Raw genomic sequence first — 12,901 nt, 5'->3', positions numbered from 1 at the left:
TCACGGCAAGCTTTACTCCGCGGCGGCGAATGTTGTATCGTCTTTGCCGCGTCCGTGAGATCTCCCCGGGTACCCACACGTTCTTTCACACTTATACCTGTCCCGTCTACTGTTGGCGTTCCGTGCAGTTTTTGGACTTTGGCTTGTTTGGCAGCCTCATCCACGCTTCACAGCCTGTTCGGGATTCCTGTTCGTCAGGCCAGCGCTTTGCCTCGGGCTTCCTTCAGACCCACACCTCACGGTGGAGCCCTTGCCTCTGGCTGCATCCTTCCCACTGCCGGGCGGATCAGGGACTTTCACCCCTTAGAACGTGCGCCCGCCGGGCGCACCAAAAACCGCAGATCCGCCTGACAGGCAGACCTGCGGTTTTTTTCAGAATCCGAAGCAGTGTCCGCCAACGGACTCCGGCGCCTCCGTCTCCTTATTCGTCCAGCGCCACTTCTTTCCAGATAAGTCCCGCCCCGTTGCGGACCATAATATTGGTATGCGTAAAACCGCACGCTTTCGCCGCTTCCTGCGCCTCGGGGAAGCCTCCGGAAAGCAGATCTTTCCTGTGCGCGTCCGAGCTGATGACGATTCTTCCGCCGAATTCGTGAAGTTTCTTTAAAAGAAAAAGAGACGGATACGGTTCTTTTTTTCTTCCTCTCGCAAACGCTCCCATGTTGATCTCAAAGGGAGTACCGGTCTCGGTCAACGCCTGCATGACTTCCAGAGCCGGATCCAGATACGCCTTTGACGTCTCATCCAGCACACAGAGGGTATCGTTGAAGCGTGTAATCAGGTCAAAATGCCCGATAAACGTGCACTCGGTATTTTCGACCACCTTCGACTCCAAATCGTAATACGCGCGACTGAGGGCGTAATAATCGCCATGGAAATATTCCTCCGCAAGACGGCGGAACTCACGCTCCGTGTTGTCGACTGCGACATACTCGTCTCCGACATGGAGATAATGTGTCGATCCGATCCGGTATTCCGCTTTTCTTGTCTCATCGGCTTCGCCCAGATGAATCCGGCCGCCCGCCGGATCCTCCACGCCGAGGTTCTCTGCCTCCACGCCGCAGATCACATCGATCCTGCCGCGGTACACTTCCCGGAGCCGGGCGATCTCATTCAGATATCCTGCGGTATCCAAACGGTATTCCGGATCAAACCAGGTGTCCGCATGACTCGACATGCCGATCCGGTCAAATCCGAGCCGGACTGCCTCCTGCACCATTTCCTCCGCAGTATTCTCCCCATCGCAGAAAGTGCAGTGCGTATGATAGTTTTCCAAAAGCTGCATCTGTCCGTCCTCTTTGTTCTCCGTATTTCCGTTTTACCGTAATGATGTGGATCACTCCGCCGCAAATTCCACATGAAGATCCGTGTCAAAGCAGGAATCCGTGCCTCTGTGGCAGGCCGGTCCGTCCTTTTCGACTCGGACGAGAATCGCGTCCGCATCACAGTCTGCCTCCATGGATACAATGTGCTGAAAATGTCCGCTGGACTCGCCCTTCAGCCACAGTTCCTGCCGTGACCTGGACCAGAAACAGGTGACACCCCGGGAGAGTGTAATCTCCAGCGACTTCCGGTTCATGTAAGCCACGGTCAGCACCCGCCCTGTCCGGGAATCCTGCACCACGCACGGAACCAGCCCCTTTTCGTCAAACCGGATCCGATCAATCTCAAAATTACCCGTCCGTGACCGGGGTTTTCCCGCCCGCTCCGCGGCCGCGTAAATCTCTTCTTCTGTCATCATCGGGTTTTCTCCTTATGGATCAATGTTTCCGTCCGCCGTCCGTTTACAGGCGAACCGGAATGTTTTCCTCGCGAAGCCGCTTTTTCAGATCCGTAATCGACACCTCTCCGAAGTGGAAAATGCTGGCGGCAAGTCCCGCGGAGAGATTCGGGATCCGGCGGAAGAGCTCGACAAAATCTTCGATGCTTCCCGCGCCGCCGGATGCGATGACTGGCACCGACACCATACGGTTGACCTGCTCGAGAAGCTCCAGATCAAATCCCTTCTTCACGCCGTCGGTGTCCATTGAATTCAGCACCACCTCGCCGGCGCCGTGCTCCACACCCCAGCGGATCCAGTTCAGGGCATCCAGCCCCGTGTCAATGCGTCCGCCGTTCCGGAACACATGGAACGCTCCGTCCACCCGCTTGACGTCCACCGACAACACCACGCACTGGTTGCCGTATTTTTCCGCCGCCTTCGAAATCAGATTCGGATTCCGGATCGCGCCGGAATTCACGGATACCTTGTCGGCGCCGGATTTCAGCACCCGTTCAAAGTCCTCAACGGAATTGATCCCGCCGCCGACCGTCAGCGGAATGAAGATACTTCCCGCCACCCGGGTCAGAACATTTGTAAACAGCTTTCTCCCCTCCGCGGAGGCGGCAATGTCGTAAAACACCAGCTCATCCGCACCGGCTTTCGAGTACATGGCCGCCAGTTCCACCGGATCGGACACGTCCTGAAGGCCCTCGAAGTTTACACCTTTCACCACTCTTCCGTGCTTCACATCCAGGCATGGAATAATTCTCTTCGTTATCATTTCACATTTCTCCTGATGATACAACCCTGCCCATCTGCAGGAGTGTTTTCTTCCTCTTCCGGCATCCCCGCCTGCAGGAATGTTTTCTTCCTCTTCCGGCATCCGCCCTTACGGCAGTTTTGTCATCGCAATCGCCTTTTCCAGTCTGATATCTCCGGTATACATTGCCTTTCCGATGATCGCGCCCCAGACGTTCATTTGTACCAATGCTTCGATGTTCCCGTAATTTGAGATTCCGCCCGACGCGGTGATCTTGAGTCCGCTCACCTTTGCCAGCGTCCGATAGAGATCCAGATTCGTCCCCCGCATCGCTCCGTCACGGGAAATGTCCGTCACAATGGCATGCTCCAGTCCGATGTCCTCCAGATGCTTTATGAAATCGATCATATCGACATCCAGCACCTGCGTCCATCCCTTCACCGCCACCTTTCCGTCTTTCGCGTCGACCCCGACCTGGATCCGGTCCCCGCCGTATGTCTTCACGGCCTCCCGGAGAAAGGAATCGTCCTCGACCGCCTTCGTGCCGAGAATGACACGGCGAACGCCGGCGGAAAGATATTTCTCAATGGTTTCCATATCACGGATGCCTCCGCCGATCTCCACCTCCATATCGGAGGCTGCGCAGATGTCGCGGACCGCATCGTAATTGGAAGTCTGTCCTTCTCTTGCCCCTTCCAGATCCACCACGTGAAGCATCCGTGCGCCCTGGGATGCGATATCACAGGCCACCGCGGCCGGATCGTCGGAATAGACGGTCATCTTTGCGTAATCGCCCTTGAGAAGGCGGACTACCTTTTTATCGTAAAGATCGATTGCAGGAATGATATACATACTGCGTTCTCCTGTTCTGTGCTTTGTGCCGGGCGATCAGAAGGCCGGAATCCCTTTCCGCCTGACTGGCCGCCGGAGATTTACTTCAAATGACGTTTTTCCGCCGCGGCCGTTCCTGCCGGACGATATTTCCGGAGCTTCCGGTTCAGATCTCGCAGAAAGCCTTCAGGATCTTCATGCCGGTCTCTCCGCTTTTTTCCGGATGGAACTGACAGCCGAAGACATTGCCGCGGAAGACGGCTGCCGTCAGCGGGACCCCGTGGTATTCCGTCACCGCCGCCAGGCTTCTCTCGCAGTCAAATGCCGCATAGGAGTGAACAAAATACACGAATTCCCCTTCTTTCAGATCCCGGAAGATCGGACACGAATTCCAGAACGTCAGCGAATTCCATCCCATGTGCGGCACATCGCTTCCCTCCGGGAGAACCGGCACGATACTGCGCACTTCTCCGGAAATGAGTCCAAGCCCTTCGTGCTCCCCGTATTCCATCGACCGGTCGAACAGAAGCTGCATTCCGAGACAGATCCCGAGAAGGGGTTTCCCCTCTGCCGCAATCTCCTTCACCACGTCAAACAGTCCGCTCTCGCGAAGCTTTTTCACCGCGTCGCCAAAGGCTCCGACCCCCGGAAGAATCACATGATCCGCATTGCGGATGATGTCAGGGTCGCCGGTGACAACCGCTGACTTTCCGATCAGGGCGAAAGAACTCTTCAGAGAAAACAGATTTCCCACCCCGTAATCAATAATCGCAACCATATTATGCCTTTCCTTCTGCCTTTTCCGCTTCCCGTGCGGCCACATATTCCTCAAGTCCGTTCTTCATCCGCATGACCTCATCATGCTTGAACTGAAAGCTGATCTTATTACATACAAACCTTGCGCTGATCCCCAGCACCGTTTCCAGCGGTGCCAGATGGTTTTCCCGGAGCGTGTTTCCGGTCTCCACGATATCCACGATCACATCGGAAAGTCCGAGGATCGGTGCGATCTCGATGGATCCGTTCAGTTTGATGATATCGATGTCCCGTCCGACCTTCTCATAGTAATCGGTCGCGATGTTCGGGAATTTTGTCGCCACCCGCAGGGTTCGGAGGCCGTCATCATAGAAATCCGCCGGCCCCGCCACGCACATGCGGCATTTTCCGATGCCGAGATCCACCAGCTCATAGATATCCGGGCGGTTCTCCAGGAGAATATCTCTTCCGCAGATACCGACATCCGCAGCGCCTCTCTCCACATACACGCCCACGTCCCACGGCTTTACCCAGAAGTAGCGAACGCCCTTCTCCGGATTCTCAAACACGAGCTTCCGGTTCTTCTCAAGAATCGCGGGGCATTCAAACCCGGCTTTTGCCAGAATCTCATACGCCCGGTCTCCCAGTCTGCCCTTCGGCAATGCCACATTGATCATAATTTCGCGACCTCCGCTTCTGCCTCTTCCAGGCTCAGTTCATATTTTGCGCGCGGTTTCTGCTGCATGGCATCCCGCTTGTCCTCCCGTACCGTGCGGACGGACAGCCCCTCCGCCGTGAGTCTTGCGCTGACCGATGCCATGCGGGCGATGGTGTCACCATCACCGCTGTAGGAAATCAGATAATCGACGTCGAATTTTTTCCGGTGGGAGATATAGTTGTCGATCTCATCCATGTACACGGCAAACCCGATGGCGCCGACATTTTTCCCCATATTCTGCGGAAGCCGGTCATAGCGGCCGCCGAACAGGATCTCATACGGGATCTCCGGCACAGCCCCCTGGAAAATGATCTTATTGTAATAATCCATGCTGTTCACCAGCGAAAAATCGAGGTAAATGTTGTCGATCACTCCGAAGGCCTTCAGCGTCTCCGCGACCTCTTCCAGATGGCGGACCGTATCGCCGATGATGTCATAGCGCCGGATCGCCTCGATTCCCTGCTCCATCGGAAGAAAGAGATCCATCATCTCCCGAAGCTGCTGCGCCGCGGCATCGGATATACTGCCTTCTGCCCGGAGTTTCTCCAGTCCCGCGCCGTTTCTGGTGGAAAAGAGCCCGAGAACCTGATCTGCCGTCTTCTTCGGAAGCCGCATGGCCGCGAGAAACTTCTGCAGAAAACCGGCGTCGGAAACCCGGAGAACATACCGGCCGGAGATCAGCGACAGCGACTTGGCGGCCAGCATCAGGATCTCCGCCTCACAGTAGGCGTCAATCTCTCCGACGCATTCCACGCCGACCTGCTGAATCTCCCGGTAGTGATGATTCTTTGCACGGTAGACATTTTCATTGTAATAGACCTTCTCTTCTCCGCCGTTGTTGTTCTTCATGATGGAGAGCGTCACGTCCGGCTTCAGCGCCAGCAGCGTGCCGTCCAGATCGCTGAAGGTGATGATCTGACTGCTGGTCAGAAAATCGCGGTAATCGGAGTAGAGATCATACGGTTCAAACTTGGACATCTTGAATTTGCGATATCCGTAGGCTCGATAAAGATCATTAAATTTCTGGCTGTTCATGGTTTACAATACACCTTTCGTGGACGGCACCGCAGTGCGGAACCTCTGGTCAATGGAGACGGCCTCGCGCATCGCGCGCCCGAGCGCCTTGAAACATCCCTCCGCAATGTGATGCGAATTGCTTCCCGCAATTCTCCTGACATGGAGCGTAATTCCCGCATTGACCGCAAACGCCCGGAGAAACTCCTCCACCAGCTCCGTGTCAAACGTGCCGATCTTCTCGGACGGAAAATCCAGCACCGGATAGCACCCGCCGCGGCCGGAAATGTCGACGGCACAGAGGATCAGGCTCTCGTCCATCGGCAGGGTCAGCGACGCATATCGCCGGATCCCCCGCTTATCGCCCAGCGCCCGGGCGACCGCACACCCCATCGCAATACCGATATCCTCGGTGCTGTGGTGATCATCGACCCAGGTATCCCCCTTGCAGGACAGCTTCATCCAAATCCCGGAGTGTCTCGAAAAAAGCGTGAGCATGTGATCCAGAAATCCGACCCCCGTCGCGATCTCCGAAGCCGTGCCGTCACCGTCCAGATCCATCTCCAGAACAATATCCGTTTCCGCCGTGGTACGGTGTAATTCTGTCTTTCTCATATAAGTCCTCTCATTATGTCATGTAATGCATCCGGCTGCCATAACTTTCCGAAAACGATCGGCGCTTTCGGAATCTCTGCGCCGTATCAGCCCTGCAGTTCCCGGATCGTGGAGATCAAAAATTCCATCTGTTCCCTCGTTCCGATGGTGATGCGGTTATAGTTCGAGATCCGCTCCGAATCAAAATGGCGGACCAGTATCCCTCTCTCTTTCAGATCAAGATACAGCTTTCTCCCGTCCATATCCGGGTGCTCCGCAAAGACAAAATTCGTCAGCGAATCCCGGCAGGAGAATCCCAGCTTCCGGAGCTCTTCCACCGTCCATGCGCGGTTTTCCATAATTGTCCGGCAATTCTTCCGGTAGTATTCCCCGTCTTTGACCGCAGCGACTGCCGCCGCCATGGAGATCCGGTTGACATTATAAGGATTACTGGAATATTTCAGTGTCTCCAGATCACGGATCAGCGCTTCATCGCCGATGGCGTAGCCAACCCGGGCGCCGGCCAGACTTCTGGATTTGGAAAAGGTGTGAACGACGAGAATATTTTTATATTCCCGGATCAGACGGACCGCCGACTCGCCGCCGAAATCGACATAGGCTTCATCGACAATCACTACATGAGACGGGTCGGATGCCGCAATGCCGGCAATCCGGTCCACCGGAACCATCAGTCCCGTCGGCGCATTGGGATTCGCGATGACGCACGCCATGTGTATCCCTTTATATTTGTCCGGATCGAGGGTCATATCTTCTTCCAGCGGGATGATACGGCTCCTGAGTCCGTTAAAGTCCGCGATGACGCCGTAAAACCCGTAGGTCACATCCGCGAAAGCGATCCCGTCCTCGCCGAACGCCATAAACGCGTAATTCAGCGCTTCATCGGAACCGTTGGTCACAAATACCTGATCCGGCTCCACCTCATAGCGCTCCGCCAGAACATTTTTTACCGGATCGGACGTCGGATCCGAATACAGACGAAGCAGTTCAGCCTCGGAACGGTTCACGGCTTCCAAAACTCCCTCGGACGGCGGAAATGGTGACTCATTGGTATTCAGTTTCACATATTTCCGTCCCTGCGGCTGCTCTCCCGGCGTATATGGGGAAAGATTCCGAAAACGGCTGTTCATGTAAGACGACATCTGCTTCCTCCCTTTGTATGCTTTATCATATTAGCACGTTAAAGTGCATAATGCTATCTTAGTCTGCGATGGCGATTCTGTCAACACCATAATGACAGGGCGAACAACAAAAAAAGTTTTTGTTTTGCCCTTTGCTTTGTCATACCTTTTACTCGATGATTCTGCGAGAGTATGCTACAATAATCGTGAGGTGCAACCATATGAGCCATTATATTATTCTTGACCTCGAGTGGAATCAGAATCCTCACCGGCGATCCGGCGATGACGAGATTCTTCCGTTTGAGATCATCGAGATCGGAGCAGTACGGCTGAACGACCGGCTGGAGATCGAATCGGAATTCGATCGGCTGATCCGGCCCTGTGTGTACCGGAAAATGCACAAAAAAATATATGAAGTGACCCATATCAGTATGGAAGAACTTGACCGGAAGGGCATCCGCTTCCGCGACGCCATAACCCAGTTTCTGGACTGGTGCGGAGACGATCCGGTCTTCTGTACCTGGGGATCCATGGATCTGACCGAACTGCAGAGAAATATGGTGTATCACGGGATCGAACTTCCCTTCGATCTTCCGTTTCTCTACTACGATCTGCAGAAGGTCTACAGTCTGATCAAAGGGGAACGCACCAAGGATTCTCTGGATACTGCCGTTGCCGAACTTCATATCGATACGGTGAGACCGTTTCACCACGCGCTGGATGACGCATGGTATACCGCCTGCGTGATGCAGCGGATGAATTTCTTCTCCCGGTCAAAATATGTTTCCGTGGATTACTACCGGCTTCCCGAGCCGAAATCGGAGTTCATCCTGCATTTCCCGGATTACGACAAATTCGTGACCCATCCGTATGAAACCCGCGAAGAAGCCCTTTCCGACCGGAAGCTGACGCAGGTTGTCTGCTGTCAGTGTCAGCGAGCGCTTCGCAAAAAAATCCGCTGGTTCTCATCCAATCAGCGGTTCTACTACTGCCTTGCGGTATGTCCGGAACACGGATATATCAAGGGCAAGATCCGGATTAAAAAAGCCGAGGACGGCGGCGTATTTGCCGTCAAGACGACAAAGATCACCGACCAGTCTGGGATCGATCTTGTCATCAGCAAGAAAGAAGACGTACGGCGAAAACGTTCCGAGCGCGCAAAACGCCTGAAACTGAACAGCCTCGCTGAAAATGCCGCACAGTCCGCGAATCAGTCGCACCGGTCGTCCGGCCGCAGAAAAGTTTTGGACCGATAAGTGAATCCGCGAAACCCGAATCTGCCCTGTTCCGTGGATCATCCAGAAACGCAGGAAGCCCGAAGGATTTCGCTGCGTGTCCCGTCAAAGAAAAAGAGCGCCGATGGGCGCTCTTTTTCTTTGACTCTTTTTCTTTGACTCTTTCATTCTGTAATTCTTTATTCTTTATCCGGATTCTCCGGATCATCGCTCCGGAGAATCCTCTTTTCCGGCATCCTCATTTCCGTCTTTTTCAGTCTTTTCGCTGTCATCAACTGGATATCCGAAGGGGAAAGTCCGTCTTCCTTCAGTCGTTCCTCCCTCCGCTGTCTCCGTCCTTCTGCCGCAGCTCTCTCCCGCATTTTCCGTCGCTGACTGTATGCATGATATCCCAGAATACCGGCAATCAGCAGCGTCACCACGCTCATGATCACGCGGAAGCGCATCGGCATTCCGGCCCATGCATCCCGAATGTCCTGCAGAATCCCGTCATTCAGCGATTCCGCAGCCTGAGATACTTCCTTCGCTCCCGCGGAGACCGCCGCGGCCGCGCCGGTCTCTTTCTCCGCAGAACCGGACCCCAGCACGTTGACCTCCGCCGCATCGGTTCCCGACCGGCTCTCCGACTTCAGAATCGATGCAACCTGCCGGTCCACGGTCTGATCGGCCGTTCTCTCTTCCGGCACTTCCAGCTTAAGATATCCCTTTCCGACCGTCTGTCCGTCCAGCATACAGTTCACGACCGCGGAGGCATCCGCCGGCGCGTCGTCCGGCAGATCATAACTGATCTCCGTTGTGACTTCTTCCGGGAGCACGCCCTTCGGAAGCACCATCCGGCTCTCCCGGTCAAGACTCGGAAGCGCTGCCCGTTCCACGGAAAGTCCTGCAATCGAGAGGTCCTTTCCCAGCTCCGCCAGCTTTCCGCCGTAATCGGAAATGCGGACCTGACGGAAGTTGCGGAACGCAAAATCCATCATGGCGGACGTATCCTGATACTGCGTGTCGTCGCTGTGAAGAACGACAGTCACCACCCGGAAACCGTCCCGCTCGGCACCATTGACCAGCGTATTCAGCGCCAGCGAGGTATATCCCGTCTTTCCGCCGATGCAGTCAGGCCGGTACTGCTCCTTCCAGTTTGACTTCACCATCTTGTTGCCGGGCGAGATTCCCTGTCCGTCCGGATATTTGGAATTCGGCGGAAGCTCATAATACGGCGTCGCGACGATCTTCCGGAATTCACTGTTCTCCAGCGCCGCTCGGGTGATCAGCGCCATATCGTACGCGCTGACATAGTGGTTCGGATCGTTCAGACCGCTGGGATTGGCGAAATGGGAATCCTCGCAGCCGAGTTCCTTTGCCTTCTCATTCATAAGCTCGACAAACGCCGGGATTGATCCGCCCGCATATTCCGCCAGCGCATTTGCCGACTCGTTGGCCGATTTCAGAAGAAGAGCATACAGCAGCGTCTCCACGGTCGCCTTGTCTCCGGTGTCATACCCTGCGCTGGAAGAGTTGTCCTCCACGTTATGAACCGCTTCATAAGAAAATGTGACCGTATCGTCCGGACTGCACTTTTCGAGAACGATGAGCGCCGTGAGAACTTTGGTGATCGATGCCGGTGCGTAGACAGAATGGATGTTTTTTCCATACAGAACCGTTCCCGTCGCCGCATCCATCACGATACCGGCGTCCGCACGGATCGTGCAGTCCGACGGCCAGTTGACTTCCGCATAGACACAGTCCGGACTGCCAAGCTGTGATGCGGCCGGTGTGACCGCCAGCAGCAGCGCTGTCCCGACTGTCGCCAGAAGCCGGCTGAATCGTTTCTTCATACTTTTGTCCTCTAGGCTCAAGCAGACAAGCTTGCTTGTCTATTTGAGCCGTCAATCAAAGTTTGAAAGTTTACTTTCAAACTTTATCCTCAAGAATCCGACACAGGCCGGATTTCTCTCAGCCCGCATCGGATTTCTCCTGTCTTATTTCTTTACAAGATAACGGCTTGCCACATATGCCTTCTGGCCCTTGTAGACGATCTCCGCCCATCCTTCACCGGCATCACGGACATATTCAACGGCCTCACCCGGAGCCAGATTTGCCAAAATCACGCTGGACTCTTCGGTGCTTCTGGTCTTGCGCACGCGAACCGTATCATTGGTGTAATACTTTGCAGTGGTCTGTGCTGCCGCGGTGGTCTGCGCTGCCGCAGTGGTCTGTGCTGCCGCAGTGGTCTGCGCTGCCGCGGTGGTCTGCGCTGCCGCGGTGGTCTGCGCTGCCACGGTAGTCTCTGCCGCCGCAGTGGTCTCTGCCGCAGTCGTTTCCGCCTCAGCCGACGCTTCCGCTGCCTCCTCTGCGCTCTCTTCTGCGGCAGTCTCTTCCGGCACCGCCGCAGTGGTCTGAACCTCCGCCGTCTTTGCGGCATTATCCTTCTTCTCATCCGCCGGCTTGATCAGCACAATGATAACCACCAGAACGATAATGATCAGAATCAGAAGAAACGGCTTAATCAGCATCTGCAGATCGATGCCGGAGCTGCGGTGAGCCGGTCTGCGGCGCTCCTCCTGCGGCATCCGGCGGGTATCCTCTCCTTGCACAAATCCGCCGACCGCGCGGTCCGTATCGCTGAGCATGCCTTCCTCGCCGCGGAAACGCTTCCGCTCAAACGGACGGTGCGCGGCATTCTCTTCCGCTGCCTCCTCCTGAATCGCTTCCTCCGGAATCTCCTCGATGTCCGGATCCGGCTCTTCAAACTGCTCTTCCCGCAGGCTTTCTTCTCCGTATCCCCGGCCGTTTTCCTCCTCATACTCCGGAACAGGCTCGCCCTCCGAAGCCGAAACGGAATCCTCCGGGTTCCTGCTCTCCTGCAATGTGTCCTGCGGAACCGGATCGGCTCCCTCACGCAGTGTGTCTTCGTCTGAGAGCCGGTCTGCGCGATCCTGCAGAATCTCCGGTTCCTCCGGAACCGGCACCGCATTCTCCTGCGGAACCACCGCTCCCTCCGGAACCGGGTTCTGACGCTCCGCAGAAACCATTACCGGTGAACCGTCCAGCACCGATCCGCGGAAATCGGCATACTTTCCCTGAAGATCCTCATTCACCTGCGGCAGAACCTGCTCCACGGTCTTCATCATATCCTCATCATGTGCAAAGACCGTAACCTCCTGCGAGAGAAGATGATGCGCCAGATTCGCATTGTAGGCGCTGTTGTCCGCATCGTGGATCGCCTTGCTTCCGATCATGCGGATCCGGCTGTAATGCTCATATGTCATCTTGTCAATGATACCTCTGGTGTACAGCGCCTCAATCCTGCCGATCAGACTGCTGCTCTCAATCGCGTTCTTGACGCACAGACATGCCACCATAAATTCCAGCGTCTCTCTGGAACAGATCATTGCCTCATTATACCTTTTGTGTCCGATCAGGCGCTCGGTCTCCCGAACCCCGTTCTGAATCTTTCCCCACCCGGTGTTGGCGATTATCTCTTTTTCTGCCATTGTTCTGTCTCCTTTAGCCATGCTTCTATCCTGCTGTCCGGCAGTCCCGGAATCCGCCCACCGGCCCGCATCCGCTCCGGTGATGCCTTTCGTTGAAAACGGTTTCCGCTCGTCGGTCTTTTTCGCCAAAATACGAATTTATTATAATCGAAGTTGCTGCTTTCTGCACTGTGAAAATGAATTCTTAAGAGGATTGAAATAACAGCCATGTTCCTGCGGCCGGCCATTGTCTCGCCGCACAGCCGCAGTCCGGCTTTTGCACCACAAAGGTGCTGTCGCATTAGTTGATTTTTCAACTGGTGCGCAGCACCTTTTCGTATGCAAAATCAGCGGCTTTCGCCGCTGATTTTAAGTTTATGTGAGGCAAAGACGATTCGAAAACGCACTTTAACAAAGCCACTGATGTGGCTGATTCCATTTTCTGGATTTTGTTTTGAACTACTAAAAATTATGCAATTCTCGACATCTCTGTCAGAAAGGTTCCGGTCCGATTGCCTTGAATCTTAAAATGGAGCTTATTGATATTGTATGCCAACGCAACCAGAATACTTTGCGCAAGAACATTTTTCTTTCCGCGATATAAATACTGCCGGAAGCCTAA

The 12,901-nt window shown here is 54.9% G+C and carries 12 protein-coding genes; 1 reads left to right on the top strand and 11 read right to left on the bottom strand.

Going from position 1 to position 12,901, the window contains the following annotated elements; translation table 11 throughout:
• Positions 1-421 precede the first annotated feature (421 nt).
• From BMW41_RS12650 to hisC, 9 genes are all read right to left on the bottom strand, one after another.
• Positions 422-1,285, bottom strand: coding sequence for a histidinol-phosphatase (locus BMW41_RS12650; protein WP_074650461.1), 864 nt, complete (start codon positions 1,283-1,285; stop codon positions 422-424).
• Between the two features lie 51 nt (positions 1,286-1,336).
• Positions 1,337-1,741, bottom strand: coding sequence for a phosphoribosyl-AMP cyclohydrolase (gene hisI, locus BMW41_RS12645; protein WP_242870355.1), 405 nt, complete (start codon positions 1,739-1,741; stop codon positions 1,337-1,339).
• A 43-nt stretch (positions 1,742-1,784) separates the two neighbouring features.
• Positions 1,785-2,543: an imidazole glycerol phosphate synthase subunit HisF gene (gene hisF / locus BMW41_RS12640; RefSeq protein ID WP_074650463.1), complete on the bottom strand. Its 759-nt coding sequence runs from the start codon at positions 2,541-2,543 to the stop codon at positions 1,785-1,787.
• A 108-nt stretch (positions 2,544-2,651) separates the two neighbouring features.
• Entirely contained in the window at positions 2,652-3,374 is a 723-nt protein-coding gene (hisA, locus tag BMW41_RS12635) for a 1-(5-phosphoribosyl)-5-[(5-phosphoribosylamino)methylideneamino]imidazole-4-carboxamide isomerase (protein ID WP_074650459.1), read from the bottom strand.
• A gap of 145 nt (positions 3,375-3,519) precedes the next feature.
• Complete coding sequence (gene hisH, locus BMW41_RS12630; RefSeq protein ID WP_074650457.1) at positions 3,520-4,131, bottom strand: imidazole glycerol phosphate synthase subunit HisH; 612 nt, start codon at positions 4,129-4,131, stop codon at positions 3,520-3,522.
• A gap of 1 nt (position 4,132) precedes the next feature.
• Positions 4,133-4,786, bottom strand: a complete 654-nt coding sequence (hisG, locus tag BMW41_RS12625; protein WP_074650455.1) for an ATP phosphoribosyltransferase — start codon at positions 4,784-4,786, stop codon at positions 4,133-4,135.
• Positions 4,783-5,862 (bottom strand): ATP phosphoribosyltransferase regulatory subunit, encoded by a 1,080-nt coding sequence (locus BMW41_RS12620; RefSeq protein WP_074650453.1) that lies wholly within the window; start codon positions 5,860-5,862, stop codon positions 4,783-4,785. Before BMW41_RS12620 ends, hisG begins: the two co-directional genes overlap by 4 nt.
• 3 nt (positions 5,863-5,865) lie before the next feature.
• The gene (gene hisB, locus BMW41_RS12615) at positions 5,866-6,456 is read right to left on the bottom strand and encodes an imidazoleglycerol-phosphate dehydratase HisB (protein WP_074650451.1); all 591 of its coding nucleotides are present in this window, start codon (positions 6,454-6,456) and stop codon (positions 5,866-5,868) included.
• 86 nt (positions 6,457-6,542) lie between these two features.
• Entirely contained in the window at positions 6,543-7,583 is a 1,041-nt protein-coding gene (gene hisC / locus BMW41_RS12610) for a histidinol-phosphate transaminase (RefSeq protein ID WP_330387002.1), read from the bottom strand.
• Positions 7,584-7,795: 212 nt separating this feature from the next.
• Here hisC and BMW41_RS12605 point away from each other — a divergent pair, with 212 nt between their 5' ends.
• Entirely contained in the window at positions 7,796-8,830 is a 1,035-nt protein-coding gene (locus tag BMW41_RS12605) for a 3'-5' exonuclease (RefSeq protein ID WP_074650447.1), read from the top strand.
• Between the two features lie 158 nt (positions 8,831-8,988).
• On the opposite strand, the gene BMW41_RS12600 is transcribed toward BMW41_RS12605, so the two are convergent.
• Both BMW41_RS12600 and BMW41_RS14790 read right to left on the bottom strand, forming a co-directional pair.
• On the bottom strand, positions 8,989-10,641 hold the full coding sequence (locus BMW41_RS12600; protein ID WP_074650445.1) for a D-alanyl-D-alanine carboxypeptidase family protein: 1,653 nt from the start codon (positions 10,639-10,641) through the stop codon (positions 8,989-8,991).
• 144 nt (positions 10,642-10,785) lie between these two features.
• Positions 10,786-12,300 (bottom strand): SH3 domain-containing protein, encoded by a 1,515-nt coding sequence (locus BMW41_RS14790; protein WP_207646897.1) that lies wholly within the window; start codon positions 12,298-12,300, stop codon positions 10,786-10,788.
• Between the last annotated feature and the right edge of the window lie 601 nt (positions 12,301-12,901).

Origin of the sequence: [Clostridium] aminophilum, assembly GCF_900101295.1 — a bacterium.
Lineage (GTDB): Bacteria > Bacillota > Clostridia > Lachnospirales > Lachnospiraceae > Clostridium_R > Clostridium_R aminophilum_A.
Note: the sequence above shows the minus strand (reverse complement) of the source record. Positions and strands in the feature narration are given on the sequence as shown.

What these genes read in the sequence shown, in the direction of transcription:
- BMW41_RS12650 (WP_074650461.1), bottom strand. Translation starts at nt 1,285, where the DNA reads ATGCAGCTTTTGGAAAACTATCATACGCACTGCACTTTCTGCGATGGG.
- hisI (WP_242870355.1), bottom strand. Translation starts at nt 1,741, where the DNA reads ATGATGACAGAAGAAGAGATTTACGCGGCCGCGGAGCGGGCGGGAAAA.
- hisF (WP_074650463.1), bottom strand. Translation starts at nt 2,543, where the DNA reads ATGATAACGAAGAGAATTATTCCATGCCTGGATGTGAAGCACGGAAGA.
- hisA (WP_074650459.1), bottom strand. Translation starts at nt 3,374, where the DNA reads ATGTATATCATTCCTGCAATCGATCTTTACGATAAAAAGGTAGTCCGC.
- hisH (WP_074650457.1), bottom strand. Translation starts at nt 4,131, where the DNA reads ATGGTTGCGATTATTGATTACGGGGTGGGAAATCTGTTTTCTCTGAAG.
- hisG (WP_074650455.1), bottom strand. Translation starts at nt 4,786, where the DNA reads ATGATCAATGTGGCATTGCCGAAGGGCAGACTGGGAGACCGGGCGTAT.
- BMW41_RS12620 (WP_074650453.1), bottom strand. Translation starts at nt 5,862, where the DNA reads ATGAACAGCCAGAAATTTAATGATCTTTATCGAGCCTACGGATATCGC.
- hisB (WP_074650451.1), bottom strand. Translation starts at nt 6,456, where the DNA reads ATGAGAAAGACAGAATTACACCGTACCACGGCGGAAACGGATATTGTT.
- hisC (WP_330387002.1), bottom strand. Translation starts at nt 7,583, where the DNA reads ATGAACAGCCGTTTTCGGAATCTTTCCCCATATACGCCGGGAGAGCAG.
- BMW41_RS12605 (WP_074650447.1), top strand. Translation starts at nt 7,796, where the DNA reads ATGAGCCATTATATTATTCTTGACCTCGAGTGGAATCAGAATCCTCAC.
- BMW41_RS12600 (WP_074650445.1), bottom strand. Translation starts at nt 10,641, where the DNA reads ATGAAGAAACGATTCAGCCGGCTTCTGGCGACAGTCGGGACAGCGCTG.
- BMW41_RS14790 (WP_207646897.1), bottom strand. Translation starts at nt 12,300, where the DNA reads ATGGCAGAAAAAGAGATAATCGCCAACACCGGGTGGGGAAAGATTCAG.